Genomic DNA, 24,713 nt, shown 5'->3' with positions numbered 1-24,713 from the left:
TCTTCGCGACGCGGCGCACGCGCGCCGACCGGCTTGGCCGACTTGCGCTGCAGGCGATCCAGCTTCTCGCGGAACTTGCCCTTCATGGCCGGCAGGGCCACCGGCTTCAGGCCAACTTCGGTGCTGAGGATGTCCACTTCGCTCTGGCCCATTTCGCGCCAGCGCCCCATGGTCAGGTCGGAGGTGATGAACACCGGGCCGAAGCGCACGCGCTTCAGGCGGCTGACCACCAGGCCCTGGGACTCCCAGAGACGGCGCACTTCGCGGTTGCGGCCTTCCATCACCACGCAGTGGTACCAGTGATTCAGGCCTTCGCCGCCAGGGGCTTCCTTGATGTCAGTGAACTTGGCCGGGCCGTCGTCCAGCATCACGCCGCGCTTGAGGTTCTCCAGCATCTCGTCGGTGACTTCGCCGCGCACGCGCACTGCGTACTCGCGGTCCATCTCGAAGGAAGGGTGCATCAGGCGGTTGGCCAGTTCGCCGTCGGTGGTGAACAGCAGCAGGCCGGTGGTGTTGATGTCGAGGCGGCCGATGTTGATCCAGCGGCCGGCTTTCAGCCGCGGCAGGCGCTCGAACACGGTGGGACGGCCTTCCGGATCGTCGCGGGTGCAGACTTCGCCTTCCGGCTTGTTGTAGATGAGGACGCGGCGGACGCTTTCGGCTTCCTCTTCGCGCTTGAGCAGGCGGCCGTCGACGCTGATGGCGTCGTGGCTATCGACGCGCTGGCCAAGGGTGGCGGCTTCGCCGTTGACCTTGACCCGGCCTTCGGTGATCCAGGCCTCGATATCGCGGCGTGAGGCCAGCCCCATGCGGGCCAGGACCTTTTGCAGCTTTTCCCCTGCGGGGCTGTATTCGACTTCACTCACTGGGCACCTCCCGGTGTGGCAGTAAAAAGGTCGCGCATCATACGTGGCCGAAGACACTGAAGCTAGCTGAGTAATGACGCGGTGTCAGCCCCGCCGCCGAGTGGCGGCGGTCAATGCAGGGTCTCGTCCGGCAGCGGCTCGTCGTCGTCCTCGGTGGCGACGGCTTCTGCGTCCTCCGACTGATCCTGGAGCAGGTCGTCGAAATCGGTCTTCAAACCCTCCTCCATGATGTCCAGCTCGGCCAGCAAGCTGCGGAAACTGGTTTCCTCCCGCGGCTCGGTCGGCTGCTCGGCATCGGCGCGGGCCTGCAAGGCTTCGGGAACCGGGAGTTCGCCATCGTCCAGGGCCAGCATCGGCTCGGGCTCCAGTTCGCGCAGGGCGGCCAGCGGTGGCAGCTCGTCCAGGCTTTTCAGGTTGAAGTGATCAAGGAAGGCGCGGGTAGTGGCGAACATCGCCGGCTTGCCGGGCACGTCGCGGTAGCCGACCACCCGTATCCATTCGCGCTCGAGCAGGGTCTTGACGATCTGGCTGTTGACCGCGACGCCGCGGATATCCTCGATTTCGCCACGGGTGATAGGTTGCCGATAGGCCACCAGCGCCAGGGTCTCCAGCATGGCGCGGGAATAACGCTGCGGACGCTCCTCCCAGAGTCGACCGACCCAGGGGGCGAAGCGTTCGCGCACCTGCAGGCGGTAGCCGGAGGCCACCTCGCGCAGCTCGAAGGCCCGCCCTTCGCAGGTTCGCGCCAGCACGGCAAGCGCCGAGCGGATCACCGACAGCTCGGGGCGCTCGGCCTCCTCGAAGAGTTCGGCCAGGCGCTCCAGCGACAAAGGCTTGCCGGAGGCCAGCAGGAAGGCTTCCAGCAACGAGGCGAGTTCGTTGGGGTCGTTGAGGTTCATCTACTCGGCTCTGGCGCGCACATGGATGGCAGCGAAGGGCTCATTCTGCACCAGTTCCACCAGCTGTTCCTTGATCAGTTCCAGCACCGCCATGAAGGTGACCACCACCCCCAGGCGCCCTTCCTCCACCGTGAACAAGCTGACGAAGGGCACGAAAGCGCCGCCCTTGAGCTTTTCCAGCACTTCGCTCATGCGCTCGCGGGTGGACAGCGTTTCGCGGGTGATCTGGTGGCTCTCGAACATATCGGCGCGGCGCAGCACCTCGGCCATGGAGAGCAGCAATTCCTCCAGGGCAACGTCCGGCAGCAGCTTGCGCGCCCGTGCCTCCGGGGCATCCAGACGCGGCACCGTGACGTCACGGCCCACCCGCGGCAGTTGGTCGATGCCTTCGGCGGCCTGCTTGAAGCGCTCGTACTCCTGGAGACGACGGATCAGTTCGGCACGCGGATCGTCTTCCTCTTCTTCCACCTCGCTGGAGCGCGGCAGCAGCATGCGCGACTTGATCTCGGCGAGCATGGCCGCCATCACCAGGTACTCGGCGGCCAGCTCCAGGCGCACCGACTTCATCAGTTCCACGTAGGACATGTACTGATGGGTGATGGCGGCGACCGGGATGTCGAGGATGTCGATGTTCTGCTTGCGAATCAGGTAGAGCAGCAGGTCAAGCGGACCTTCGAAGGCCTCGAGGAAGACTTCCAGGGCGTCCGGCGGAATATAGAGATCCTGCGGCAGCTCGGTGACCGCCTGGCCGTAGACCAGGGCGAAGGGCAGTTCCTGCTGGGCGCCCGCCTGGCTGTCCTGACCCTCGGGGGGCGGCGTGTTCTGCATCTGTTTCTCTCGCGGCGCGGCCGGCGCGGCGCTGCTGCCTGGGGTGGGAGGGCTCGCCGGCAATGCGCCGGTCGGCGGAAAAAGGGCACGTTAGCACCATGTGCCAGACTAAAAAAGTACGACGCAGCACCCCTGGTCAGGTCTGGAGCTAAAAGCTCAAGGAGGTTCCGATGAAACTCGTCACCCTGATGTTCAGTGCCGTCCTGATGTTCCTCTGCCTCAGCCTGGTGCCGGCAACCACGGCCCAAGCCGGCATGATCGGCACCGATGAAGCGGTCTCGACCCAGCAACAGTCGAACGATCGCGCCAAGCTCGATGCATTTCTCACTCAGTCCAAGGTTCAGGACGAAATGCGCGCCATGGGCGTGGACGCTGCCGCGGCGCGGGCCAGGGTCAAGGCCCTGACCAATGAAGAAGCCGCGCAGATAGTGCAGAAGATGGACTCGGTGCCCGCGGGGGGGAACCTCAGCACCACCGACTTCATCATCATCCTGCTATTGATCATCCTGGTGGCGATCCTGCTGTGACCGGCCAGTTCAGCCCTCGCCGAGAAAGGGTTCCGGGTCTCCGCAGCCCACGCGCACCACCTCGGGTTCGCCGTCGGCGAGGTTGATCACGGTGGACGCGGCCATGCCGCCATGGCCGCCATCGATGATCAGGTCCACCTGGTGCTCGAGGATCTGCCGCATCTCGTAGGGATCGCTCATGGGCAGCTCTTCACCGGGGAGGATCAGGCTGGTGCTCATCAGGGGTGCGCCCAGTTGCTCCAGCAGGGCCAGGGCGATGGGGTGGTCGGGTACCCGCAGGCCGATGGTGCGCCGTTTCGGGTGCATCAGCATGCGCGGCACTTCGCGGGTGGCGCTGAGAATGAAGGTGTAGGGCCCCGGCGTGTGCGCCTTGATCAGGCGGAAGGCGGTGGTATCCACCTTGGCGAAGACGCCGATCTCGGACAGGTCGCGGCAGACCAGGGTGAAATTGTGCTTCTCGTCCAGCCTGCGCAGGCGGCGGATGCGCTCGACGGCACTCTTGTCGCCGATCAGGCAGCCCAGCGCATAAGACGAATCGGTCGGATAGACGATCACCCCGCCGGCCTTGACGATCTCCACGGCCTGCTTGATCAGGCGCGGCTGTGGATTCTCCGGGTGTACCTGGAAAAATTGACTCACGACATCTCCCTGTTCAGAGGGCAGCAATAGGGCTGTGTGCATGGCGGAAGCGCCCCCAGATCGGCGGCAAGTCATCCGGCAAGGGTCGGTACATGCCCAGCTCCGACCAATCGCAGGGTGCGTGGAAATCGCTACCGGCACTGACCAGCATGCCGAATTCTCGCGCCAGGGTGGACAGGCTTCCCACCTGTTCCGCCGGCTGCAGGCCGTTGGACACTTCCAGGGCGTGACCGCCGGCCTGGATGAAATCCGTCACCAGCTTGCGCCGCTTGGCGCCGGTGAAGTTGTACTGCCAGGGGTGCGCCAGGCTGATCCAGGCACCGGCGGCGCGCAGGGTACCCACTGCGTCAGCCAGGGTCGGCCAGTGCTGCTTGACGTCGCCCAGCTTGCCGGCCCCCAGCCACTTGCGGAAGGCTTCGGCACGGTCGCTGACGAAGCCGCCGCGGACCAGGAATTCCGCGAAGTGCGGCCGCGCCGGTGCGTTGCCGCTGTCGCCCAGCTCCTGCTGCACCGCCCGCGCGCCCTCCAGCGCGCCGGGCATGCCCTTGGCCGCCAGGCGGCGGGCGATTTCCTCGGCCCGCGCCCAACGGCCATCGTGCAAGGCGGCGATGGACTCGAGCAGGGCCGGGGCATCGGCGGCGAAGGCATAGCCGAGGACATGGATGGTCGCGCCGCCCCAGGTACAGGACAGCTCGATACCGTTGATCAGTTGCATATCCAGCGCCTGGGCCGCTGCCCGCGCCTCTTCCAGACCTTCCAGCGTGTCGTGGTCGGTGAGCGCGAGCAGGCGCACGCCGCGATCAAAGGCGCGGGCGACCAGGACTGCGGGGGCCAGGACACCGTCGGAGGCCGTACTGTGGCAATGCAGGTCTATCTGCATGGGCTCTGCTTTCGCTAGGGGAATGGTTTGTTATTATGCCGCCACATCCCGCTTCTGGCTGCCGCCGTGAAACAATTCATCGACTTTATCCCACTCATCCTCTTCTTCATCGTCTACAAACTGGAACCGCGCGCCGTCGAGCTGGCCGGGCATACCTATATGCTAGGCGGTATTTTCAGCGCCACTGCCGTTCTTATCATCAGCTCGGTGATCGTCTACGGCGCCATCTTCCTGCTCCAGCGCCGCCTGGAAAAAGGCCAGTGGCTGACCCTGGCGGCCTGTCTGGTGTTCGGCGGCATGACCCTGGCCTTCCACAGCGAGACCTTCCTCAAGTGGAAGGCGCCCGTGGTGAACTGGCTCTTCGCCCTGGCCTTCGCCGGTAGCCACTTCATCGGCGACAAGCCGCTGATCCAGCGAGTGATGGGCCACGCCCTGAACATGCCGGATGCCATCTGGGTGCGCCTGAACCTGGCCTGGATCGCGTTTTTCCTGGTCTGCGGCTTCGCCAACCTGTTCGTAGCCTTCACCTTCCATGAGTTCTGGGTGGACTTCAAAGTCTTCGGCAGCCTCGGCATGACCGTACTCTTCCTGGTCGGCCAGGGCGTCTTCCTGGCCCGCCACATCCACGACAGCGAATCCGAAAAGCCTCAACAGTAAGGACTGCCATGCTCTACGCCATCATCGCCACCGACGTTGCCGGATCCCTGGAAAACCGCCTCGCCAGCCGCCCCGCGCACCTCGCGCGCCTCGAGCAGCTGAAAGCTGAAGGCCGCCTGGTCCTGGCCGGCCCGCACCCGGCGGTGGACAGCATCGATCCGGGCAGCGCGGGCTTCTCCGGCAGCCTGATCGTTGCCGAGTTCGACTCCCTCGACGCCGCCAAGGCCTGGGCCGACGCCGATCCCTATCGCGCCGCCGGCGTCTACGCCGAGGTAGTGGTCAAGCCGTTCAAGCAGGTCTACCCCTAAGCCGACGTTCGCCAGCCTAACCACGCCAGGAAAAAGGAGTTCCGATGCCCGCCGGTCAATTGCCCCTGCTGTTAACCGCCGCGCTGCTCTGCCGCCTGGCCCTGGCTGAAGAACCCCTGCAACCGGCGGCCCTGGCGGAGAACACCCCTGCGGTGGCTTCGTCTGTCGCCCCCAACGAACTGGCCGCCCAACTCCACCAGCTGCAGGGCCAACTGGCCGACAGTGAACGCCAGCGCAGCGAGCTGAGCGCCAGGCTCGAGGCCGCCAGCGGCGAGCCGGAAAGCGCCCAGCTCAGCCGGCTGCGCCAGGAGAACCAGCGCCTCAAGCTGCAGCTCAAGGCGGCCGAGGCGTCGCAACCGCCGCGCCTGCTCAGCGAGCAGCAGACCTGGTTCGCCATCGGCGGCGGCGTCGCCCTGCTGTCCCTGGTTACCGGCTTGGCCGCCCGCGGTGGGCGCCGCCAGCGTCGTCAATGGATCAACTGAACCGCCCCATGAGTGAACTGCTGCTAATCGATGACGACCAGGAACTCTGCGAGCTCCTGATCAGCTGGCTCAGCCAGGAAGGCTTCAGCGTGCGCGCCTGCCATGACGGCCATTCGGCGCGCGCCGCCCTGGCCGAGCACGCGCCGGCAGCCGTGGTGCTGGACGTCATGCTGCCGGACGGCAGCGGCCTGGAACTGCTCAAGCAATTGCGCAGCGACCACCCGGAGCTGCCGGTGCTGATGCTCTCGGCCCGGGGCGAGCCGCTGGACCGCATCCTCGGCCTGGAGCTGGGGGCCGACGACTACCTGGCCAAACCCTGCGACCCCCGCGAACTCACTGCCCGCCTGCGCGCCGTGCTGCGCCGCAGCCAGCCACCACAGCCCTCCAGCCAGCTGGAAGTGGGCGACCTCTGCTACAGCCCGGTGCGCGGCATCGTCAGCATCGGCAACCACGAGATCAGCCTGACCCTGTCCGAAGGCCGCCTGCTGGAGGCATTGCTGCGCCAGCCCGGCGAACCGCTGGACAAGCAGCAGCTGGCCCAACTCGCCCTGGGCCGCAAGTTGACCCTCTATGACCGCAGCCTCGACATGCACGTCAGCAATCTGCGCAAGAAGCTCGGCGCCCATGCCGACGGGCGCCCGCGCATCCTTGCCCTGCGCAGCCGCGGCTACTACTACAGCGCCTGAACCAGCCGCTGGTCGTTCCGGCAGGCTGGGCGACGCTAGCGCCGCTTCGTTGGGCTTCGCTTCGCTCAGACCTACGCGGCCCGCACCAACCTACGAAGAAGCAACGCGACAGTTCCGGACTTTCTTTACCCAGCCTTTACCCATGGCTGACCGCCCTTGACCTTGCCGTCCCTAGACTGGGCACATCCGGCAACCGGCCGGAATCGAGACTAGGAGAAACACCATGCGCAAGACCCTTACCGCCCTGCTGCTCGCCGCTACCCTGCCGACCCTGGCCATGGCCATGCCGGAAGACGGCCCGCGCCATGAGCGCGGTTTCGGTGGCCACATGTTCAGGGAGCTGGACCTCACCCAGGAGCAGCGCCATGAAATCGGCAAGCTGATGCGCGAACAGATGAAGTCCCGCCACGAGATTACCCAGCGCTACCTTGACAAGCTGCCGGCCGCCGAGAAGAAAGCCATGCAGGACGAGCTCAAGGCTGCCGAGACCAAGAACCGAGAAGCCATCCGCGCCCAGCTCAAGCCGGAGCAGCAGAAGACCTTCGACGAGATCCAGAAGAAGCTGGAAGAACGCCGCGCGGAACGCGCCGAGTTCGAAGCCTGGAAGGCCGAGAAAGCCAAGAAGGCCGAGTAAGTCCGTGCGGCTTGTCCGCCAACCAAAGCCCCGCCCATCAGGCCGACCGGCCTGGTGGGCTTTGTCGTTCGGGAGCCCCACTTGCGCTCACTTTTCTGGCGAATCCTGGCCACCCTCTGGCTCGCCCTGGCCCTGGTGGCCGGCCTTTCCATCCTGCTCGGCCGCACCCTGAACCAGGACGCCTGGATCCTCAGCCACCACCCGTCGCTGCAGGGGCTGGCCGAACGCCTGGTGCAGCGCTACGAAGACCAGGGCGTGGACGATACCCAGCGCTACCTGGAGCACTTCCGGCATCGCGCGCGAATCGACGTGCAGATCCTCAACGACACCGGCCAACTGGTGGTGGAGGGCACCTTCCCGCGCCGCGCCGCCGCCTTCGAGGCACGCCAGAAGAACCCGCGACGCCTGCCCTGGCGACGCCTCACCGAGGAATACACCAGCCCGTCCAGCGGTGAGTCCTACCTGCTGATCTACCGTATTCCCTACCCTGAGCTGGACGCCTGGCACCGCGACAGCCTGCTCTGGCCGATCAGTGCCCTGGGCATCGCCCTGGTGGTGATGACACTGTTCAGCCTGGCCCTGACCCTTTCGATCACCCGCCCCCTCAATCGCCTGCGCAGCGCGGTGCATGACCTCGGCCAGACCGCCTACCAGCAGGACAGCCTGGCCCGCCTGGCACGTCGGCGCGACGAACTGGGCGTGCTGGCCGGTGACTTCAACCGCATGGGCCAACGCCTGCAGGGCCTGATCGGCAGCCAGCGCCAGCTGTTGCGTGACGTTTCCCACGAACTGCGCTCGCCACTGGCGCGCCTGCGTATCGCCCTGGCGCTGGCGGAACGAGCCGAACCCCACCAGAGGGAAGCCCTCTGGCCACGCCTGGGTCAGGAGTGCGACCGGCTGGAGGCCCTGATCAGCGAAATCCTCGCCCTCGCCCGCCTGGACGCCGAACCCGGCGCGCGCCACCTCATCGCGCTGCGGCCGCTACTGGAAAAGCTGAAGGAAGATGCGCGGCTGCTGGCACCGGACCAGGAGATCCGCATCGACTGCAGCGGCGAACCCCAGCTCGAAGGCTGGCCGGACATGCTGGAGCGGGCTTTGGACAATCTGCTGCGCAACGCCCTGCGCTTCAACCCGCAGGGCCAACCGGTAGAAGTGAGTGCCAGAGAAGAGGAAGGCCGCCTGCTGATCGCGGTCCGCGACCACGGCCCCGGCGTTGCCGAGGAGCACCTGGCGCAACTGGGCGAGCCCTTCTTCCGCGCGCCCAACCAGGCCGGTGCCGGCCATGGCCTGGGTCTGGCCATCGCGCGCCGGGCCGTGGAGCGCCACGGTGGCAGCCTGCGCCTGGGCAATCACCCCGAAGGCGGCTTCATCGCCACCCTGGAACTGCCCCTGGCGCTGCTGGCCTGATCAGCCCCAGGCCTTGACGAAGTCCGCCGGAGCCAGCTCCGGCGCGGCGCGGCGTTCACCTTCGACACTGCCCAGGTAGAGGAAGCCGACGATGCGCTCCTGCTCGCCCAGGCCAAGCCCGGCCGCGACGTTGCGGTCATAGGCCATGTCGCCGGTTCGCCACATGGCGCCCAGCCCCTGGGCATGGGCGGCGAGGAGGATGCCATGGGCGGCGCATCCGGCAGACAGCATCTGCTCCACCTCCGGCACCTTGTGACCGGCCTGCAGGGTAGCGATCACCACCACCATCAGCGGCGCCCGCAACGGCATGGCGCGGGCCTTGGCGATGGCCGCCTCGGACGCCTGCGGGTCTTTGGCCTGCAGCGCGGAAACGAACAGTTCGCCCAGCTTCGCGCGTGCGTCACCTTCGATGGTGAGGAAGCGCCAGGGGCGCAGATAGCCATGGTCCGGCGCACGCAAGGCGGCGCGGAACAGTAGCTCGCGCTGGGCGGCGTCCGGTGCCGGCTCCTGCAGGCGGCCCAGGGATACGCGGTTGAGCAGAGCGTCGAGAGCCTCCATCGGCCACCTCCAGAAATCAGGGAGCCGGCATTCTAGCCGATAACGCGACTCAGTCTCGCACAAACCGCCCCCCCGGCGACCCGGTCCGGCGCTAGCGGCGATAGCATTGCCTACCTCGGCGGCGACAGCTCGTAGCAGTGCGGACCGTATCGCAATGGCGCCGTTCACGCCGACCTACTGCAAGCACTTGCGGGCGCCGGGTTTACAGGGCGATTGGCGCGGTTAGAATTGCGCCTTTCGCCCCTCAGCCAGAAACGGACCCCATGGCCCTGCCGACCCTTCGCATCATCGGCTTTCTCATCGGCATCTTCCTGATCACCCTGGCGGTAAGCATGGCCATTCCCGTGCTCACCCTGGTTTTCTATGAGCGCACCGGAGACATCAACGCCTTCGTCTGGTCGAGCCTGATCACCTTCGTCGCCGGCCTGGCCCTGGTCATCCCCGGGCGCCCGGAGCAGGTGCACCTGCGCCCTCGCGACATGTACCTGTTGACGGTGTCGAGCTGGATAATCGTCGGCATCTTCGCCGCCCTGCCCTTCCTCTTTACCCAGCACATCAGCTACACCGATGCCTGGTTCGAGAGCATGTCCGGCATCACCGCCACCGGCGCCACCGTGCTCAGCGGGCTGGACAGCATGTCGCCGGGCATTCTCATCTGGCGCTCGCTGCTGCACTGGCTGGGTGGCATCGGCTTCATCGGCATGGCGGTGGCGATCCTGCCCCTGCTGCGCATCGGTGGCATGCGCCTGTTCCAGACCGAATCCTCCGACCGTTCGGAGAAGGTCCTGCCGCGCTCGCACATGGTGGCCAAGTACATAGTCGCCATCTACGTCGGCTTCACCCTGCTCGGCAGCCTGGCTTTCTGGGCGGCCGGCATGGGCTTGTTCGATGCGGTCAATCACGCCATGTCGGCGATCTCAACGGGCGGCTTCTCCACTTCCGATTCGTCCTTGGCCAAGTGGCACCAGCCAGCGGTGCACTGGGTCGCGGTGGTGGTGATGATCCTCGGCAGCCTGCCCTTCATGCTCTATGTGTCGGTGCTGCGCGGCCATCGCATGGCGCTGCTCAAGGATGAGCAGGTGCGCGGCTTCCTCGGCCTGCTGGTGGTCATCTGGCTGGTGCTCGGCACCTGGTACTGGCTGACCACCCAGCTGCACTGGCTCGACGCGCTGCGCCACGTGGCGGTGAACACCACCTCGATCCTTTCCACCACGGGCTTCGCCCTCGGCGACTACAGCCTCTGGGGCAACTTCTCGCTGATGCTGTTCTTCTACCTGGGCTTCGTCGGCGGCTGCTCCGGCTCCACCGCCGGCGGCATCAAGATCTTCCGCTTCCAGGTGGCCTACATCCTGCTCAAGGCCAACCTCCAGCAACTGGTGCACCCGCGCGCGGTGATCAAGCAGGTCTACAACGGCCACCGCCTGGACGATGACATCGTCCGTTCGATCCTGACCTTCTCCTTTTTCTTCACCATCATCATCTGCGCCATCGCCCTGGGCCTGTCGCTGCTGGGGCTGGACTGGATCACCGCGCTCACTGGCGCGGCGGCCACGGTTTCCGGCGTCGGCCCGGGCCTTGGCGAGGTCATCGGCCCGGCGGGCAACTTCTCCAGCCTGCCGGATGGCGCCAAGTGGCTGCTGACCCTGGGAATGCTGCTGGGCCGCCTGGAAATCCTCACCGTGCTGGTGCTGCTGACGCCCTACTTCTGGCGGCACTGATGCCACGCACCTGCGGGGGAGAGTTCGCCCCGTAGGTTGTGGCTTCGCTTCGCTCAGCCCAACCTACGGACTATTCCAGCCGCGCGCGGTACTCCCCTGGGGTGCTGTCGAACCAGCGGCGGAACGCGCGGAAGAAGTTGCTCGGATCGGCGAAGCCCAGCAGGTAGGCGATCTCCAGCAGGGTCAGGTTCGGCTGCGCCAGGTATTGTTCGGCCAGTTCGCGGCGGGTGTCGTCGAGCAGTTGCTGGAAGCTCATCCCCTCCTCCTGCAAACGCCGCTGCAAGGTGCGCTGGGACAGGTGCATCGAACTGGCGACCACTTCGCGCTTGGGCTCGCCCTGGGGTAGCAGGCGGCAGAGCACCTGGCGCACCTGGTGGGTGACGCGGGTGCCGGAAAAGCGCGCCAGGTAGTCACCGGCGAAGCGGTCGTGCAGTTGGGCCAGGGACTCGTTGGCCGTAGGCAGCGGGATCTCCATGTCGGCCCGACTGAACAGCAGCGCGCAATGCTCGGCATTGAACCGCAGCGGCGCCTGGAACACCTGGCGGTAAGGCTCCGGATCAGCGGGTTGCGGACCCTGCAGGCGGATCTCCAGCGGGTTGATCGACCGTCCGGTCATCCAGCGGCAGAAGGCCAGGCAGTACGCCATGGAAGCTTCCGCACTCTGCCGGGCGGGCGGCAGGCGGTCGCCATGGATCGACAGGCGCAGCTCGTAGCCAGCGGGAGTGGCGGAGAAACTGAGGTCGGAACCTTCGGCGATGATCCGCTGGTAGCGCACCAGCCGGGCGAAACCCTCCTTCAGGGTGCGGCTGGACATCAGCGCATAACCCACCACGTGGAAGGATGCCGGTCGCACCACCTTGGCCATGTTCAGGCCGATCGCAGGGTTGCCGGACAACTCCACCGCACGCAACCAGAGACGGGTCATGCCGTCCTGGGGGAAGCGGGCGTCGGGATCGCTGAGGGCCTGGTAGTCGAGGCCGAGTTCGGGAAACAGCTTGCGGCAGTCCACTCCGCCCATTTCCAGGGCCTGGACTATCCCCAGGGCCCAGTTCGAGGATGTCGTGCGTTCGCTCATGGCGCCTTCTTGTTCTGGAATTCAAGGCGGCCGCCAACCGGGCGGCGTGCCGGCAAGGATACTAAAGTGGCGCCCATTGTCACTGGCCCATGGAGACACAGGCCCTACACTGCTTCAGAAAACAAGAACCTGGAGTCACCGCCATGCCTGCCGAGTCCGCCCACCGCTTCCAAAGCTTCGCCGAGTTCTATCCCTACTACCTGCAGGAGCACAGCAACGACACCTGCCGCCGCCTCCACTATGTCGGCAGCCTGCTGGTGCTGTACATCCTCGGCTATGCCCTGCTCACCCAGCAGTGGCTCTGGCTGCTGGCCCTGCCGCTGGCCGGGTATGGCTTCGCCTGGGTCGGCCACTTCGCCTTCGAGAAGAACAAGCCGGCCACCTTCAAGTACCCGCTCTACAGCTTCATGGGCGACTGGGTGATGCTCCGGGACGCATTGACCGGCCGTATCCGCTTCTGACCGCAAAGCCGCCCTAGGGCAGCCTCAGGGGTGAGCAGTGGCCGGCCGGCGCCGTCGCTGGCAGCCGGTCCCTGGCTTGGTTATGATCCCGCACCAGCCAACGTCATGGCCCAGGAGTTGCAGCATTCCGCGAATGCCGCAACCCGGCGTCAAGAATGCATCAGGGACAGACCCCAGCCATGAAGCCCGCCATGCTCGACCCCACCACCGCGACGCCCGTGTTGCGCGAGTACTACTCCCGGGTGCTGGCCTACATGGCCGTTGCCGCCACCATCGCCGCCGGCACCTACGTCCAGCATTTCGGCTTCGACCTCCTCTGGATCGTCCCCTACGCGCTACTCTATCCGCACCTGGCCCATCACCTGAGCCTGCGGTTCCCGGGGGAGCGCACCGAACGCATCCTGCTCGGCCTCGACACCTTCCACGCCGGAGCTGCCGTGGCCCTGCTGGGGTTCTCCGTGGTGCCGGCGCTGATGATCCTCCTGACCCTCTGTTTCAGCGCCATGCTGCTCGGCGGGCTGCGCCAGATGACGCTGGTACTGGTGGGCTCGCTGACTAGCATGCTGGCGGTCGGCCTGGCCCTGCAGCCCGTGTTCAAGGGTGGCACCCCGGCCCTGGCGGCACTGGTCAGCGTGTCCTTCACCACCCTCTACATCTGCATCACCGCCTTCTTCGTGCACCAGCAGGGCCTGCGCCTGGCCCAGGCCCGCAGCGAGATCAAGCGCGAACAGGAAAAGGCCGCGCGCCTGGCACGCAACCTCGCCAAATACCTGTCGCCCCAGGTCTGGGAAATGATCTTCAGCGGCAAGAAGAGCGTGCGCCTGGAAACCCAGCGCAAGAAGCTCAGCGTGTTCTTCTCCGACATCAAGGGTTTCACCGAGCTGTCCGAGGAACTGGAAGCCGAGCAGCTGACCGACCTGCTCAACAACTACCTCAACGACATGTCGAAGATCGCGCTCAAGTACGGCGGCACCATCGACAAGTTCGTCGGCGACAGCGTCATGGTGTTCTTCGGCGACCCCGCCACCCAGGGCGCCAAGAAAGACGCCGTGGCAGCCGTATCCATGGCGGTGGCCATGCGCAAGCACATGAAGGTCCTGCGCCAGCAGTGGCGCGCCCAGGGCATCACCAAGCCCCTGGAAATCCGCATGGGCATCAACACCGGCTACTGCACCGTGGGCAACTTCGGCGCCGACACGCGCATGGACTACACCATCATCGGCCGCGAGGTGAACCTGGCCAGCCGCCTGGAAAACGCCTCCGACACTGGGGAAATCCTCATCTCCCACGAAACCTACTCGCTGGTGAAGGACGTGATCATGTGCCGCGACAAGGGCCAGATAAACGTCAAGGGTTTCACCCGCCCCGTGCAGATCTACCAGGTGGTGGACTTCCGCCGCGACCTGGGCGCCGCCTCCAGCTACGTCGAACACGAACTGCCGGGCTTCTCCATGTACCTGGATACCAACAGCATCGAGACCTACGACAAGGCCAAGGTCATCCAGGCCCTGCAACAGGCGGCGGAAAAGCTGCGGGACAAGATCATTCCCTGATCCTGGCGACGCGCCGGATTCCTGTGGGGGCGAATTCATTCGCTATGCAGGTCGAAGACCTGCCGCAAAGGTGGTTGGGACTGCTGCGCAGTCCTCAGCGAATGAATTCGCCCCCACAAGATTGTCCCCACTCCGGGGAGAGCGCTACGCACGGCTCCCCATCCAGCATCGGCTGGCGCGCCAGGAACTCCAGGGCCGAAGCGCGCCAGGACAACCGCCCTGCCCGTTCGGCGCAACGCTCCCGATCCAGTTCCAGGGCCGCCAGGCAGGCCCGTTGCAGGTCGTCGTCCAGGCAACCGGTGACGCCCGCTTCCAGCACGTCCAGCGGCCCCGCCACGGGGAAGGCCGCCACCGGCGTGCCGCAGGCCAGGGCTTCGAGCATCACCAGGCCGTAAGTGTCGGTCAGCGAGGGGAACACCAGCACGCTGGCCTGGCCGTAAAAGCGCGCCAGTTCCTCGCCCTGGCGATAGCCGAAGAAGCGCGCCGCGGGATAACGCGCCGCCAGCGCGGCACGCAACGGGCCATCGCCCACCACCCATTTCTCCCCCGGCAGCTCCAGGCCGAGGAATGCCTCGAGGTTCTTTTCCGTGGCCAGGCGGCCGGCATAGAGGAACACCGGCTGGTCCGGCCGTGGCAGCGCCAGCGGGCGGAACAGCGCGGTATCCACACCCTTGCGCCACAGGCTGAGCCTATCCAGGCCATGGCTGGCGAAGGTCTCGCGCATGCGTTCGGTGGTCACCAGCACCGCCTGGCTGGGGCGGTGGAACAGGCGCAGGAAGGCATAGCCCCAGCTCAGAGGCACCCGCGGCCAGCGACCATGGACGTATTCCGGAAAGCGCGTGTGGATGGCGCTGGAAAAGGCCAGCCCACGCTTGACCAGCCAGCGCCGCGCTGCCCAGCCGAGGGGACCCTCGGTGGCCAGGTGCACGCAATCGGGCTGGAAGGCCTCGATCTTCGCACCCACCCGCCAGAGGTCCCAGACCAGGGGAATCTCGGGGTAGCTCGGGCAGGGCCGGCTACGGAAGCCCTGGGGCGACAGCAGCAGCACCTGGTGCCCGAGCGCTTGCAGTTCGGTCACCAGCGCCTGCAGGCTGGTGACCACGCCATTCACCTGGGGCAGCCAGGCATCACTGACGATCAGTATCCTCATGCAGCCGGCTCGACCAGCTCCACGGCACGGGCCTCCAGCTCCCGCGCCTGGGCGTCGGCCAGGCGGAAGAGTTCGATGCTGCCATCCCAGTGCTCGATCAGCGCCGTGCAGGACTCTACCCAATCGCCGCAGTTGAGGTAGTCCACCGCGCCCACCTTGCGGATCTCCGCATGGTGGATATGGCCGCAGACCACGCCGTCCAGGCCGCGCTTGACGCATTCGTGGGCGATGGCTTCCTCGAAGTCGCTGATGAAGTTCACCGCGCTCTTCACCTTGTGCTTGAGGTAGGCCGACAGCGACCAGTAGCCGTAACCCCAGCGTTCGCGCCAGCGGTTGAGCCAGCGGTTGAGGGTCAGGGTGAATTCGTAGGCCGAGTCGCCAAGGAAGGCCAGCCACTTGTGGTAGCGCGTGATCACGTCGAACTGGTCGCCATGGATCACCAGCATCCGGCGGCCGTCGGCGGTCTCGTGCACCGCCTCGTCCACCAGCTGGATATTGCCCAGCATCAGGCTGGAATAGAGGCGCAGGAACTCGTCGTGGTTGCCGGTTACGTAGATCACCTCGGTGCCGCGCTTGCTCATGGTCAGCAGCCGGCGGATCACGTTGGTGTGCGCCTGCGGCCAGTACATCCCGCCGCGCAGCTTCCAGCCGTCGATGATGTCGCCCACGAGGTAGATGCGGTCGGCGTGGTACTGCTTGAGGAAGCGCGCGAGGTGCTCGGCCTGGCAGTCGCGGGTGCCCAGGTGGACATCGGAGATCCACAGGGTACGCACGCGCTGCTTGCGGGGCTTGGTTTTGCTGGCGGGTTCCAGGCGTTCGACGCTGCTCATGGGCGACCTCCGGAGGGGTTTCGCCGATCGTAACGCCGGGCGGTGAAGTGGGAATGACCGGGAAGTTGCAGGGCTGTGACAGCGCGCGGCCCGCGACAAGGTTTAGAATGGCCGCCTCCGTCGAGGGTGCCGCCATGAATTCGATCCTGTCCCTGCGCCAGTACAACCACGACCTGCTGGTCCACAGCCACAGCCACGCCCAACTGGTGTTCGGCCTCTCCGGCTGCCTGGAGTTCGAGGTGGACGGCCGTGGCGCACGGGTCGAGCGGCAGACCCTGGCAGTGGTGCCACCCGAGGCGCAGCACGCCTGCGGCAGTCCCGGCGGCAGCCTCTGCCTGGTGGTGGACGTGCCCGACGAGGACTGGCTGCGCCACACCCTGGGCCGGCATTTCGACTCGGGCCGGCGCCTGCTGGAGCAACCGGGCGCGCTGTCCCTGAACCCCGCGCAGAGCCAGCTGGTCAGCTGGATCGCCGCCAGCCCCCTGGCCGATGAGGTGATCTCCGGGCAATCCGCCGGCCTCCTGCTGGCCAGCCTCGCCGCTCCCGGCGCCAGCACCGCGGAAAGCAGCGCCCTGCCCCTGGCGGCGCTGGACGCGCATATCGACCAGCACGCCGCCCGCCCCCTGCAAGTGGCCGACCTGGCGCGGCTCTCCGGCCTGTCGGTGGCGCGCTTCCACGCGCGCTTCCTCGCCGAGGCCGGGCAGACACCCATGGACTACGTGCGCTCCCGGCGCCTGCACCTCGGCCGCCAGTTGTTGCTGGAAAGCCGCCTGGCGGTGGGCGAGATCGCGGCAATGGTCGGCTACAGCTCGCAGAGCGCCTTCACCGCCGCCCTCTCCCGCGAGTTCGGCGTCACTCCGCGCGCCCTGCGCAACGCCCGCGAGTAACGCGACAAAGCCTGCGAGTCTGGCGACAGACAAGGCGGCGAGCCGCCACTAGACTGGTTCGACCGCAGTCAGGGAGCACTCCATGTCCACCATCGAATGGGACGATTTCCAGCGCGTCGAATTGCGCGTCGGCACCATCCTTTCCGCCGCCCCCAACGCCAAGGCGATCAAGCCGGCCTATGTGCTGGAAGTAGACCTGGGCGAGTTCGGGGTGAAGACCTCCAGCGCCCAGATCACCGCCCATTACGAGGCCGGAGAGCTGGTGGGCCGGCAGGTGCTCTGCGTCTGCAACTTCGCGCCCAAACGCATTGCCGGGATACGTTCGGAAGTGCTGGTCACCGGCATCCATGACGATGAAAACAAGGTGGTCCTGGCAAGCTTCGACAAGCCGCTGCCCAATGGGGCCCGCCTGGCATGAAAGAGCGCAACGCGCTGCTGGCCATCCACCTGGGAGCCCTGCTGTTCGGGCTTTCGGGCATCTTCGGCAAGCTCGCCGACAGCGCCCCCATGATCATCACCTTCGGCCGCGGGCTGTTCGCGGTGATCGCCCTGGCGCTGTTCGCCCAACTGATCACGCGCGGCAAGGCGCGCAACCCCGACCTGCGCCAAATGGCCCTGCTCGGGCTCGGCGGCCTGCTGCTGGGCACCCACTGGATCACCTTCTTCCATGCGGTGAATGTGGCCGGCGTCGCCATCGCCACCCTCGGCTTCGCCAGTTTCCCGGCCTTCACCCTGCTGCTGGAAGGCGTGCTGTTCCGCGAACGCATCCGCGCCCAGGAAATCCTCATCGTGGGGCTGGTGAGCCTGGGCCTGCTGCTGGTGACGCCCAGCTTCGAATGGGCCAGCGCGGCCACCCAGGGGCTGCTCTCGGCCGTGCTTTCCGGCCTGCTGTTCTCGTTGCTGTCGCTGCTCAACCGCGCCAGCGTGCGCGGCCTGGACCCGGTCAAGGCGGCGCTCTGCCAGAACCTGACCATAGTGCTCTGCCTCGCGCCCTTCAGTTGGCCGCTGCTGGCGGAGGTCAAGGCCATGGACTGGCTGTGGATCGCCCTGCTCGGGGTGTTCTGCACCGGCCTCGCCCACAGCCTGTTCGTCGCCAGCCTCAAGGTGCTGAAGGCGCGGACCACCGCGGTGATCTTCGCCCTGGAACCGGTTTACGGCATCGCCTTCGCCTGGTGGCTGTTCGACGAGCAACCCGGCCTGCGCATGCTGGCGGGCGGAGCGCTGATCATCTTCGCCATCGCCCTGTCGGCACGAAAGGGCACTGCAGCGGTAACCAAGGCGTCGCCGGCGACCTCGTAATCCCCGTGGGAGACGCCATGTCAATCGACGCACGACTGACACGACACCGCCCTGCGTGAGCGAACGCATTCGCGAAAAGGCCGCGCAACTGCTCCTCCGACAATCGCGATGGAAATCGCTTGTATATCCTGAGGTGGAACCTGTCGGGCGGAGATCCCCGCTGCAACTCCCGAGGCACCTCAGGTCGCCCTCTCCCGTAAGCTCTGCCTTCCCTTCGCGCTTACGAAATCGTCGCGATCAACGCGACAGTTCCTACAAACCTGAGGACAGACAGTAACCATTCTTCGTCACTAGACTGGTTCGACCATCTGTTTTTCAGGGAACGCCATCCCCATCATCGAACGATGCCCACTAGAGGGAAGGCGAAAGGCTGGGCCACATACCCCGCCCCTCCCTGCAGCTTGCCCAAGCCGTCCGGCTTGGGTCCTGGAACAACTGAAAATAGATCGAGACGCCAGGCGGCAGGCGCGCGCTACGCGCCCACTTATAACCATTCAATCTAGGCAAAATTATATTTATGACGAAAAGCCCACTGTATAACCTCCTCGTCCTTTGCCTGGCTTTCACCAGCGGTTTCATCATCATGGGCATCGAACTGCTGGGCGGCCGTATCCTGGCCCCCTACTTCGGCAGCAGCATCTACGTGTGGGGCAGCATCATTACGGTATTCATGCTGTCGCTGTCGATCGGCTACCTGCTGGGCGGCCGTCAGTCGCTGCGCAATCCCAATCTCGGTCGCTACGGCTGCTTCTACCTTGGCGCCGCGTTCCTCATGCTGCCGCTGGTGCTCTGGAGCAACACCATCATGGAAGCGGTTTTCCTGATGATCGTGGATCCACGCTACGGCTCGCTGGTCACCGCAATGCTGCTGTTCTTCGCGCCAACCGCCGTGCTCGGAATGATCGCGCCGTATTCAGTGCGCCTGCTGATGAAGGATAGCGAGCGCAGCGGTCAGGTAGCGGGCACGCTCTATTTCGTGTCGACCCTTGGCAGCGCCCTGGGCACCCTCGCGACCTCCTTCTACCTGGTGCTGTGGATCGAGGTGAATCAGATCCTCATCACCATGAGCACCGTCCTCCTCCTGGCAGGCGCCCTCGCCGTGGCCGCGGGTAAAGTCTCCATCGTGGAAACTCGATCATGAGCAAGAAATCACTCAGCCTGCTTGTCGCCTCCACGCTGCTTCTCCTCGGCCTGCCGGCTGCCATGCCCCTCGCCAATGAGAGCAAACCGCGCGTGATCCACTCGGAGCGTTCGCTCTATCGCAACATCATCGTGACCGAAGACGATCAGCGCCGCTGCATGACCTTCATCGTCAGCGACCTGGCCTCCCCCGGCCAGAACCAGAGCTGCCGCTATCGGAACCCCATCGACCGCGACCGCCTGATATTCCCGTACGGCAAGATGGTGCTCTCCAGCCTGCTGGTGCAGGACAACCCGCAGCGCATCCTGATCATCGGCCTCGGCGGCGGCTCGCTCGCCCAGGCCTATAGCACCCTGTTCCCCGACGCGGAAATTGTCGCGCCGGAAATCGACGAGGCCGTCGTGCGGGTTGCGAAGAACTATTTCGATTTCAAGGAAACGGACAAGATCAGCGCCCCCATCGAAGACGGCCGCGTCTACATCAAGCGCGCGGGCCTGCGCGGGGAAAAGTTCGATCTGGTGATACTGGATGCGTTCAATGGCGAATACATCCCCGAGCACCTGATGACCAAAGAGTTTCTCGAGGAAGTGAAACAGCTGCTATCCGAGAAGGGCCTGGTCGCGGCCAACACCTTCGCCAAAAGCCAGCTGTATGATGCCGAGTCGGTGACCTACAACGCCGTCTTCGGCCAGTTCTACAACCTGCGCCACAGCAGTATCGGCAGCCGCGTCATCATCGCCTCCATGCAGCCGTTGCCTGATCGTACGACGCTCGAAGAGCGCGCGGCAGCCCTGTACGGACGTCTCCAGCGCTTCGACATGAACGTCACGGCATTCCCCCAGATCATGGCCACGAGTCCTGACTGGGATATCAACGCGCGCATGCTGACGGACCAGTACGCACCGGTCAATCAGCTCAATAACTGACCAGGCAAGGTACTCAAGCGGCACCAACGCCGCCGCGATCGTCGCCTGGACCACAGCGACCACGCCCCACCGACCTGCGCTCGCCCCACAAGGGGCGGGCGGCGCGCTGATCATCTTCGCCATCGCCCGGTCGGCCAGGAAGGGCGCGGCGGAGACGAGGCCCGCGACCGCCCAGGCCTGACCGTAGAGTGGGTTGAGCTTCCGATACCCACTGCCGATCCGCATGGGTATCGCTCCGCTCGCGGAGCGCCGCCCGACCCATCCTACAAACTGACCTTAGACCGTAGGATGGGTCGGACGCGGCTCAGGGGCGGTCGCTGTGGCCCAGGTCCCGCGCCGGGTCGATCTGGTCACGCACCCGCTGTTTCAGCACCTTGGCCTCGGGGAAACCGCCATCGGCCTTGCGCTCCCAGATCTGTACGCCGTCGCAGGTAATTCGGAACACGCCGCCGGTGCCCGGCTCCAGGCTCACCTTGCCGAGGTCATCACTGAAGGTGCTGAGCAGTTCCTGGGCCAGCCAGGCGGCGCGCAGCAGCCATTGGCACTGGGTGCAGTAGGTGATGACGATTTCAGGCTTGGCTGACGACATGGCTGGGCTCGGCGAGGGGATGGGCGCCCTATAATAGCCGGCTTCGGACCTCCGCCTGACCAGGGATGCGTTATGCGCCGCCTTCTGCTTTGCCTGCTGTTTCTCCCCCTCCTCTGCCTGGCCCAGCCCGAACCCCGGATCGGCCTGGTGCTGTCCGGCGGCGCCGCCCGCGGCCTGGCACATATCGGCGTGCTCAAGGCGCTGGAAGAACAGGGCATCAAGGTCGACGCCATCGCCGGCACCAGCATGGGAGCGGTGATCGGCGGGCTCTTTGCTGCGGGCTACCAGGTCGACGAGCTGGAGAAGCTGGCCATCCACCTGGATTGGCAGAAGGCCCTGTCCGACGACCCGCCACGACAGGACGTACCCTTCCGCCGCAAGCAGGACGACCGCGACTTTCTGGTCAAGCAGCGCCTGAGCTTCCGCGACGACGGCAGCCTCGGTCTGCCCCTGGGCGTAATCCAGGGCCAGAACCTCGCCCTGCTGCTGGAAAGCTTGCTGGTGCACACCAGCGATACCCGCGACTTCGACCAACTGGCCATCCCCTTTCGCGCCGTGGCCACCGATATCGCCACCGGCGAGAAGGTGGTGTTCCGCCGCGGCCACCTGCCCCAGGCGATCCGCGCCAGCATGTCGATACCCGCGGTGTTCGCTCCGGTGGAAGTGAACGGCCGGCTGCTGGTGGACGGCGGCATGGTGGACAACATCCCGGTTGACGTGGCCCGCGAGATGGGCGTCGACCGCGTGATAGTGGTGGACATCGGCACACCGCTGCGCCCGCGCAAGGATCTGGGCACGGTGGTGGACGTGCTCAACCAGTCGGTGACCCTGATGACCCGCAGCAACTCCGAGGTCCAGCTGGCCACCCTGGACCCCACCGACGTGCTGATCCAGCCACCGCTGGCGGGCTTCGGCGCCACCGACTTCGGCCGCGCCCGCGACATGATCGAGGCCGGCTACCGCGCCACCCGCATCCTCGAAGGCCGCCTGGCCGAGCTGCGCCCGCTGGCCGCCAACCGCGACCAGGCCCTGGACAGCGCGCGCCTGCCCAGCGAACGCACGCCGGTGATCCGCAGCATCCTGATCGAGAACGACTCGAAGATCGGCGACGCCGTGATCCGCCGCTACATCCGCCAGCCCCTGGGCCAGCCGTTGGACCTCGACCGTCTGCAGAGCGACATGAGCACCCTCTACGGCCTGGACTACTTCGAGCAGGTGCATTACCGGGTGGTCAAGCGCAAGGACGGCAACGCCCTGGTGATCAATGCCCGCGGCAAGCGCGCCGGCACCGACTACCTGCGCCTGGGGCTGAACCTGTCCGACGACATGCGTGGCGACAGCGCCTTCAACCTGGGCGCCAGCTACCGCAAGAACGGCATCAACGAGCTGGGCGCCGAATGGCTGACGCGCCTGCAGCTGGGCGACCACCAGGAGCTCTACAGCGAGTTCTACCAGCCCCTGGACGCCGGCTCGCGCTACTTCGTCGCCCCTTACCTGTTCGGCGAATCACAGAACGTCGAGGCCATCCTCGATAACGACCCCGTAGCCGAGTACCGCCTGGAGCGCTATGGCTACGGACTCAACCTCGGCCGGCAGATCGCCAACAATGGCGAGATCCGCTTCGGCGTGGGCCAGGCCTGGGGCGAGGCCGATGTGCGGGTGGGCGAACGCGACCTGCCCAGCTTCAGCTTCAGCGAGGGCTACTACGAGCTGACGTACTCCTTCGACACCCTGGACAACGTGGACTACCCCCACGAGGGCGAGGACATCGGCCTGACGCTGCGCCAGTACGACCCCGACCTGGGCTCGGACGAGCGCTATCGGCAGTGGCAGCTGAGCCTGGACAAGGCCATGGGTTCAGGCCCGGATACCTTCGTCCTCGGCGGCCGCTACGGGCGCACCCTGGACGATGCCGAGGTGGTCACCTCCAGCTTCCTGCTGGGCGGCGCGCGCCAACTCTCGGGCTTCCGCGAGGACTCCATCTCCGGACAGAACATCAGCCTGGGGCGGATGGTCTACTACCGGCGCATGACCCGCCGCTCCTTCCTGCCGCTGGACTTCCCGGTCTACCTCGGCGGCAGCCTGGAACGCGGCCGGGCCTGGAACAACGACAACAGCTTCGACAGCGGCTACATCAACGCCGCCAGCCTCTTCATCAGCTTCGATACGCCGCTGGGGCCGCTGGACTTCAGCTTCGGCCTCAACGACGAGTCGGAGCGGGCGCTCTACCTGAACCTCGGGCGCGTCTTCTGACTGCGCCAGGCTCCGCCTCCCAAGGGGCCCCGGCAGGTCTGAAACCCGGGCGCAATCAGGGTCGTTCCCGGCTTTCGTCCGGGCCACGGCGGCAGTCGGTAGTCTCGTAGGATGGGTGGAGCCCCGCGATACCCATCAATCGCGGCGATGGGTATCGCTCCGCTCCACCCATCCTGCTGAATTGAAATAACCAAATGACTTTTCAGTATTAAAAGGACATATGCCATTCGGCTATAGTCAGGCGCTCACACTGCCCAGAAGGAACGCCCTGTGAAACGACTGCTCTCCGCCTCCCTCCTCGCCGCCGGCCTGGCCCTCGCCGGCGCCGCCCAGGCCGCGCCCACCCTGCTGAATGTCTCCTACGACGTGATGCGCGACTTCTACAAGGATTACAACGCGGCCTTCCAGAAGCACTGGCAGGCGGAAAAAGGCGAGAACATCACCCTGCAGATGTCCCATGGCGGCTCCAGCAAGCAGGCCCGCGCGGTGATCGATGGCCTGCCAGCCGACGTCATCACCATGAACCAGGCCACCGACATCAACGCCCTGGCCGACAACGGCGGCCTGGTACCGCAGGACTGGGCCAGCCGTCTGCCGAACAACAGCGCACCCTTCACCTCGGCCACCGTGTTCATCGTGCGCAAGGGTAACCCCAAGGGCCTGAAGGACTGGCCGGACCTGCTCAAGGATGGCGTGCAGGTCGTGGTGCCCAACCCCAAGACGTCCGGCAACGGCCGCTACACCTATCTCTCCGCCTGGGGCTACGTGCTGAAGAACGGCGGTGACGAGAACAAGGCCAGGGACTTCGTCGGCAAGCTGTTCAAGCAGGCACCGGTGCTGGATACCGGCGGCCGCGCCGCCACCACCACCTTTATCCAGAACCAGATCGGCGATGTGCTGGTGACCTTCGAGAACGAGGCCGAGATGATCGCCCGCGAGTTCGGCCGCGGCGGCTTCGAGGTGGTCTACCCCAGCGTGTCCGCCGAGGCCGAACCGCCGGTGGCGGTGGTCGACAAGGTGGTGGATCGGAAAGGCACCCGCGCCGCCGCCGAGGCATACCTCAAGTACCTGTGGAGCGACGAGGGCCAGACCATCGCCGCCAACAACTACCTGCGCCCGCGCAACCCGGACATCCTCGCCAAGTTCGCCGACCGCTTCCCCAAGGTGGAATTCCTTTCCGTGGAGAAGACCTTCGGCGACTGGCGTGACGTGCAGAAGACCCACTTCAACGACGGCGGAGTCTTCGACCAGGTCTATACCGCCCAGTGATCTCCCGTCTCCCTGCCCGCCTCGGCGGGCAGGACTTTCCGCCTCCAGTCCAGGGTATCCCTGCCCCCCCCCTGCAAGACTTCAGCATCCGGCGCCGGTAGCAGCCGTCCATCGGCCAAACACAGAATGGGACGCTAGTCACCATTACTTCTTTTGACATTAATAATTATTTACAAATAAGATCGCCCGCC

Annotated in this window: 27 protein-coding genes; 17 read left to right on the top strand and 10 right to left on the bottom strand. The window is 65.8% G+C overall.

The genetic code is table 11. The annotated features are described in order from the left end of the window. The 3 genes from rluB to E8F11_RS23350 form a co-directional block, all read right to left on the bottom strand. The coding region (rluB, locus tag E8F11_RS23360; RefSeq protein WP_280291280.1) for a 23S rRNA pseudouridine(2605) synthase RluB at positions 1–809 on the bottom strand (809 nt) is incomplete at its 3' end. A 167-nt stretch (positions 810–976) separates the two neighbouring features. Further along, the gene (gene scpB, locus E8F11_RS23355) at positions 977–1,765 is read right to left on the bottom strand and encodes an SMC-Scp complex subunit ScpB (RefSeq protein WP_280291276.1); all 789 of its coding nucleotides are present in this window, start codon (positions 1,763–1,765) and stop codon (positions 977–979) included. Further along, positions 1,766–2,464 (bottom strand): ScpA family protein, encoded by a 699-nt coding sequence (locus E8F11_RS23350; RefSeq protein WP_280291279.1) that lies wholly within the window; start codon positions 2,462–2,464, stop codon positions 1,766–1,768. It abuts the gene before it with no gap. Between the two features lie 299 nt (positions 2,465–2,763). On the opposite strand from E8F11_RS23350, the gene E8F11_RS23345 reads away from it, so the two are divergent. Further along, positions 2,764–3,120, top strand: coding sequence for a PA2779 family protein (locus E8F11_RS23345; RefSeq protein WP_280291275.1), 357 nt, complete (start codon positions 2,764–2,766; stop codon positions 3,118–3,120). A gap of 9 nt (positions 3,121–3,129) precedes the next feature. Here E8F11_RS23345 and E8F11_RS23340 read toward each other — a convergent pair whose 3' ends face one another. Then, positions 3,130–3,759 (bottom strand): L-threonylcarbamoyladenylate synthase, encoded by a 630-nt coding sequence (locus E8F11_RS23340; protein WP_280291274.1) that lies wholly within the window; start codon positions 3,757–3,759, stop codon positions 3,130–3,132. 13 nt (positions 3,760–3,772) lie between these two features. Next, a complete protein-coding gene (locus E8F11_RS23335; protein ID WP_280291273.1) occupies positions 3,773–4,639 on the bottom strand; it encodes a PHP domain-containing protein in 867 nt (288 codons plus the stop codon). A 66-nt stretch (positions 4,640–4,705) separates the two neighbouring features. Here E8F11_RS23335 and E8F11_RS23330 point away from each other — a divergent pair, with 66 nt between their 5' ends. From E8F11_RS23330 to E8F11_RS23305, 6 genes are all read left to right on the top strand, one after another. Next, positions 4,706–5,296: a septation protein A gene (locus E8F11_RS23330; RefSeq protein WP_280291272.1), complete on the top strand. Its 591-nt coding sequence runs from the start codon at positions 4,706–4,708 to the stop codon at positions 5,294–5,296. An 8-nt stretch (positions 5,297–5,304) separates the two neighbouring features. Further along, positions 5,305–5,604, top strand: coding sequence for a YciI family protein (locus E8F11_RS23325; RefSeq protein WP_280291270.1), 300 nt, complete (start codon positions 5,305–5,307; stop codon positions 5,602–5,604). Positions 5,605–5,648: 44 nt separating this feature from the next. Beyond that, complete coding sequence (locus tag E8F11_RS23320; protein ID WP_280291269.1) at positions 5,649–6,086, top strand: hypothetical protein; 438 nt, start codon at positions 5,649–5,651, stop codon at positions 6,084–6,086. Positions 6,087–6,094: 8 nt separating this feature from the next. Beyond that, the gene (locus E8F11_RS23315; protein ID WP_280291268.1) at positions 6,095–6,772 is read left to right on the top strand and encodes a response regulator transcription factor; all 678 of its coding nucleotides are present in this window, start codon (positions 6,095–6,097) and stop codon (positions 6,770–6,772) included. A 223-nt stretch (positions 6,773–6,995) separates the two neighbouring features. Continuing rightward, positions 6,996–7,406 (top strand): Spy/CpxP family protein refolding chaperone, encoded by a 411-nt coding sequence (locus tag E8F11_RS23310; RefSeq protein ID WP_280291267.1) that lies wholly within the window; start codon positions 6,996–6,998, stop codon positions 7,404–7,406. A gap of 81 nt (positions 7,407–7,487) precedes the next feature. Beyond that, entirely contained in the window at positions 7,488–8,813 is a 1,326-nt protein-coding gene (locus tag E8F11_RS23305; protein ID WP_280291266.1) for a HAMP domain-containing sensor histidine kinase, read from the top strand. Here E8F11_RS23305 and E8F11_RS23300 read toward each other — a convergent pair whose 3' ends face one another. Continuing rightward, on the bottom strand, positions 8,814–9,371 hold the full coding sequence (locus E8F11_RS23300; protein ID WP_280291265.1) for a nitroreductase family protein: 558 nt from the start codon (positions 9,369–9,371) through the stop codon (positions 8,814–8,816). A gap of 263 nt (positions 9,372–9,634) precedes the next feature. Here E8F11_RS23300 and E8F11_RS23295 point away from each other — a divergent pair, with 263 nt between their 5' ends. Further along, on the top strand, positions 9,635–11,089 hold the full coding sequence (locus tag E8F11_RS23295; RefSeq protein ID WP_280291264.1) for a TrkH family potassium uptake protein: 1,455 nt from the start codon (positions 9,635–9,637) through the stop codon (positions 11,087–11,089). Between the two features lie 70 nt (positions 11,090–11,159). Here the strand turns inward: E8F11_RS23295 and E8F11_RS23290 are convergent, their stop codons facing one another. Next, entirely contained in the window at positions 11,160–12,164 is a 1,005-nt protein-coding gene (locus tag E8F11_RS23290) for an AraC family transcriptional regulator (RefSeq protein ID WP_280291263.1), read from the bottom strand. Positions 12,165–12,307: 143 nt separating this feature from the next. On the opposite strand from E8F11_RS23290, the gene E8F11_RS23285 reads away from it, so the two are divergent. Together E8F11_RS23285 and E8F11_RS23280 are read left to right on the top strand one after the other, a co-directional pair. After that, complete coding sequence (locus E8F11_RS23285) at positions 12,308–12,625, top strand: Mpo1-like protein (protein WP_280291262.1); 318 nt, start codon at positions 12,308–12,310, stop codon at positions 12,623–12,625. Between the two features lie 179 nt (positions 12,626–12,804). Continuing rightward, positions 12,805–14,178 (top strand): adenylate/guanylate cyclase domain-containing protein, encoded by a 1,374-nt coding sequence (locus E8F11_RS23280; protein WP_280291261.1) that lies wholly within the window; start codon positions 12,805–12,807, stop codon positions 14,176–14,178. Between the two features lie 94 nt (positions 14,179–14,272). Here E8F11_RS23280 and E8F11_RS23275 read toward each other — a convergent pair whose 3' ends face one another. Together E8F11_RS23275 and E8F11_RS23270 are read right to left on the bottom strand one after the other, a co-directional pair. Next, positions 14,273–15,328: a glycosyltransferase family 1 protein gene (locus E8F11_RS23275; protein WP_280291260.1), complete on the bottom strand. Its 1,056-nt coding sequence runs from the start codon at positions 15,326–15,328 to the stop codon at positions 14,273–14,275. After that, positions 15,325–16,158, bottom strand: coding sequence for a UDP-2,3-diacylglucosamine diphosphatase (locus E8F11_RS23270; RefSeq protein ID WP_280291259.1), 834 nt, complete (start codon positions 16,156–16,158; stop codon positions 15,325–15,327). The genes E8F11_RS23275 and E8F11_RS23270 overlap by 4 nt, the downstream gene beginning before the upstream one ends. 134 nt (positions 16,159–16,292) lie before the next feature. Here E8F11_RS23270 and E8F11_RS23265 point away from each other — a divergent pair, with 134 nt between their 5' ends. From E8F11_RS23265 to E8F11_RS23245, 5 genes are all read left to right on the top strand, one after another. Next, the gene (locus E8F11_RS23265) at positions 16,293–17,045 is read left to right on the top strand and encodes an AraC family transcriptional regulator (protein WP_280291258.1); all 753 of its coding nucleotides are present in this window, start codon (positions 16,293–16,295) and stop codon (positions 17,043–17,045) included. Positions 17,046–17,127: 82 nt separating this feature from the next. Further along, positions 17,128–17,463 (top strand): tRNA-binding protein, encoded by a 336-nt coding sequence (locus tag E8F11_RS23260; protein ID WP_280291257.1) that lies wholly within the window; start codon positions 17,128–17,130, stop codon positions 17,461–17,463. Then, positions 17,460–18,344: a DMT family transporter gene (locus tag E8F11_RS23255; protein ID WP_280291256.1), complete on the top strand. Its 885-nt coding sequence runs from the start codon at positions 17,460–17,462 to the stop codon at positions 18,342–18,344. Before E8F11_RS23260 ends, E8F11_RS23255 begins: the two co-directional genes overlap by 4 nt. Positions 18,345–18,927: 583 nt before the next feature. Further along, positions 18,928–19,485 (top strand): fused MFS/spermidine synthase, encoded by a 558-nt coding sequence (locus E8F11_RS23250; RefSeq protein ID WP_280291255.1) that lies wholly within the window; start codon positions 18,928–18,930, stop codon positions 19,483–19,485. Then, positions 19,482–20,411, top strand: a complete 930-nt coding sequence (locus E8F11_RS23245) for a fused MFS/spermidine synthase (RefSeq protein WP_280291254.1) — start codon at positions 19,482–19,484, stop codon at positions 20,409–20,411. Before E8F11_RS23250 ends, E8F11_RS23245 begins: the two co-directional genes overlap by 4 nt. A 304-nt stretch (positions 20,412–20,715) precedes the next feature. Here E8F11_RS23245 and E8F11_RS23240 read toward each other — a convergent pair whose 3' ends face one another. Next, positions 20,716–21,000 carry a SelT/SelW/SelH family protein gene (locus E8F11_RS23240; protein ID WP_280291253.1) on the bottom strand — a complete coding sequence of 95 codons (285 nt, stop codon included), beginning with the start codon at positions 20,998–21,000 and terminating at the stop codon, positions 20,716–20,718. A gap of 72 nt (positions 21,001–21,072) precedes the next feature. Between E8F11_RS23240 and E8F11_RS23235 the strand changes: the two genes are divergently transcribed. Both E8F11_RS23235 and E8F11_RS23230 read left to right on the top strand, forming a co-directional pair. Next, positions 21,073–23,253, top strand: a complete 2,181-nt coding sequence (locus E8F11_RS23235; protein WP_280291252.1) for a patatin-like phospholipase family protein — start codon at positions 21,073–21,075, stop codon at positions 23,251–23,253. A gap of 270 nt (positions 23,254–23,523) precedes the next feature. Beyond that, positions 23,524–24,522, top strand: coding sequence for a sulfate ABC transporter substrate-binding protein (locus E8F11_RS23230; RefSeq protein WP_280291251.1), 999 nt, complete (start codon positions 23,524–23,526; stop codon positions 24,520–24,522). The last annotated feature ends 191 nt before the right edge of the window (positions 24,523–24,713 follow it).

Origin of the sequence: Pseudomonas sp. BN417, assembly GCF_029871205.1 — a bacterium.
Taxonomy (GTDB): Bacteria; Pseudomonadota; Gammaproteobacteria; order Pseudomonadales; family Pseudomonadaceae; genus Metapseudomonas.
This window is presented reverse-complemented; position numbering and strand designations above follow the sequence as displayed.

Bases quoted from the DNA above. Each gene is read 5' to 3' on its own strand.
- E8F11_RS23310 (WP_280291267.1), top strand. From the start codon at position 6,996: ATGCGCAAGACCCTTACCGCCCTGCTGCTCGCCGCTACCCTGCCGACC.
- E8F11_RS23295 (WP_280291264.1), top strand. From the start codon at position 9,635: ATGGCCCTGCCGACCCTTCGCATCATCGGCTTTCTCATCGGCATCTTC.
- E8F11_RS23235 (WP_280291252.1), top strand. From the start codon at position 21,073: ATGCGCCGCCTTCTGCTTTGCCTGCTGTTTCTCCCCCTCCTCTGCCTG.
- E8F11_RS23325 (WP_280291270.1), top strand. From the start codon at position 5,305: ATGCTCTACGCCATCATCGCCACCGACGTTGCCGGATCCCTGGAAAAC.
- scpB (WP_280291276.1), bottom strand. From the start codon at position 1,765: ATGAACCTCAACGACCCCAACGAACTCGCCTCGTTGCTGGAAGCCTTC.
- E8F11_RS23290 (WP_280291263.1), bottom strand. From the start codon at position 12,164: ATGAGCGAACGCACGACATCCTCGAACTGGGCCCTGGGGATAGTCCAG.
- E8F11_RS23300 (WP_280291265.1), bottom strand. From the start codon at position 9,371: ATGGAGGCTCTCGACGCTCTGCTCAACCGCGTATCCCTGGGCCGCCTG.
- E8F11_RS23335 (WP_280291273.1), bottom strand. From the start codon at position 4,639: ATGCAGATAGACCTGCATTGCCACAGTACGGCCTCCGACGGTGTCCTG.
- E8F11_RS23345 (WP_280291275.1), top strand. From the start codon at position 2,764: ATGAAACTCGTCACCCTGATGTTCAGTGCCGTCCTGATGTTCCTCTGC.
- E8F11_RS23240 (WP_280291253.1), bottom strand. From the start codon at position 21,000: ATGTCGTCAGCCAAGCCTGAAATCGTCATCACCTACTGCACCCAGTGC.
- E8F11_RS23315 (WP_280291268.1), top strand. From the start codon at position 6,095: ATGAGTGAACTGCTGCTAATCGATGACGACCAGGAACTCTGCGAGCTC.
- E8F11_RS23255 (WP_280291256.1), top strand. From the start codon at position 17,460: ATGAAAGAGCGCAACGCGCTGCTGGCCATCCACCTGGGAGCCCTGCTG.
- E8F11_RS23270 (WP_280291259.1), bottom strand. From the start codon at position 16,158: ATGAGCAGCGTCGAACGCCTGGAACCCGCCAGCAAAACCAAGCCCCGC.
- E8F11_RS23245 (WP_280291254.1), top strand. From the start codon at position 19,482: ATGAGCAAGAAATCACTCAGCCTGCTTGTCGCCTCCACGCTGCTTCTC.
- E8F11_RS23280 (WP_280291261.1), top strand. From the start codon at position 12,805: ATGAAGCCCGCCATGCTCGACCCCACCACCGCGACGCCCGTGTTGCGC.
- E8F11_RS23265 (WP_280291258.1), top strand. From the start codon at position 16,293: ATGAATTCGATCCTGTCCCTGCGCCAGTACAACCACGACCTGCTGGTC.
- E8F11_RS23260 (WP_280291257.1), top strand. From the start codon at position 17,128: ATGTCCACCATCGAATGGGACGATTTCCAGCGCGTCGAATTGCGCGTC.
- E8F11_RS23250 (WP_280291255.1), top strand. From the start codon at position 18,928: ATGGGCATCGAACTGCTGGGCGGCCGTATCCTGGCCCCCTACTTCGGC.
- E8F11_RS23320 (WP_280291269.1), top strand. From the start codon at position 5,649: ATGCCCGCCGGTCAATTGCCCCTGCTGTTAACCGCCGCGCTGCTCTGC.
- E8F11_RS23275 (WP_280291260.1), bottom strand. From the start codon at position 15,328: ATGAGGATACTGATCGTCAGTGATGCCTGGCTGCCCCAGGTGAATGGC.
- E8F11_RS23285 (WP_280291262.1), top strand. From the start codon at position 12,308: ATGCCTGCCGAGTCCGCCCACCGCTTCCAAAGCTTCGCCGAGTTCTAT.